Raw genomic sequence first — 1,208 nt, 5'->3', positions numbered from 1 at the left:
CGTCAACGCGAACCCCTCCCCAACTGGCCGCGGCTCATGCGCCGGTCGCAGGCGGCGGCCTATTGCAGCCTATCCCTGCTGACGTTCAGATTGCCGCCATTGGCGTAAGGAACCAATACCAGCTTGATTTGAAATCTAATTTAGCTGACTGGGCCAGCGATGGCGGTTGCCACATGGTGTCGTAGGTCTGCGTAGGACGCTCGAACATGCCGAACACGTTTGGCCTCAACCGCACGCTTGGAGGTGCGATCGGCGTCATCGCGCTGGTGTCGGTCCTCAGCAGCGGGGCGATCTTAGCCACACGCAACCACCTGCAGGATACGACCGACGCCCTCGCCCGCTCGACACAAGTAGTTCGGGGGCTCGATGCCTTCCGCACCGCCATGCTCAACCAGGAGACCGGCCTACGCGGCTATCTGATCACCGGGCGCGAGAGCAGCCTGGAGCCCTACCGCGCGGGGCGGCCGGCCCTGGACCAGACGATCATACATTTGAGCACCTTGATCGGCAACGATGCCGAGCGTTCGCGTCTGTTTGCCGATGCCGTGACAGCAGCGCGCGCTTGGCAAACCGACATCGGCGAGACCGCGATACGTCAGGCCGCGGATCCGACGACGCGCCCGGATGGGGTGCGTATCGAGGCCGAAGGCAGGGGCAAGCAGTTCTTCGACACCCTGCGCAGCAAGCTCGTCGCCATCGACAATCTGGAAGAACAGACTCGTGCGGCACAGGCCGCTCGCGTCACGCAGGCCGAGCGCAACGGGAGCCTCGCGCTCTGGGGCGCGGCCCTGATCACGCTTCTGATCTGCATCGGGATCGGGATCGCCATCAACCGGCTGATCGTCCGGCCGCTCGGGCGGGTAATGACCTTCGTCGAGCATATCGGCGAGGGCGACCTGACAGGTACACTCGGAGAAGGCGGCCACAATGAAATCGGTCGCTTGAAGCGCACCCTCAATGCGATGGTAGCGGGGCTGGCCGACCTCGCTCGCACCAACCGCACCGCCACCTCGGACCTGAACGCGGCGGCGGCCGAGATCCGCGCCTCGGCGCAGGAGCAGGCGGCCTCGGTGGAGGAGCAGTTCGCGGCGGTGCAGGAGACGGCGGCGACGGTGGACGAGATCACCCATTCGGGTGCGCAGATCACGAAGCGGGCCGGCGAGGTGATCGCCACCGCCCAGGCCACGGCCCAGACCTCGCGCCAGGGC

At 66.1% G+C, this 1,208-nt stretch carries 2 protein-coding genes; both read left to right on the top strand.

From position 1 onward, the window contains the following. Positions 1–185 (top strand): hypothetical protein (locus tag MKK70_RS15525; protein WP_243948766.1); only part of this gene is annotated, 185 nt, incomplete at its 5' end. Between the two features lie 21 nt (positions 186–206). Continuing rightward, positions 207–1,208: CHASE3 domain-containing protein (locus MKK70_RS15520; protein ID WP_243948765.1), on the top strand; the 1,002-nt coding region annotated here is incomplete at its 3' end.

The organism is Methylobacterium sp. E-041 (genome assembly GCF_022829665.1).
Classification (GTDB): Bacteria; Pseudomonadota; Alphaproteobacteria; order Rhizobiales; family Beijerinckiaceae; genus Methylobacterium.
This window is presented reverse-complemented; position numbering and strand designations above follow the sequence as displayed.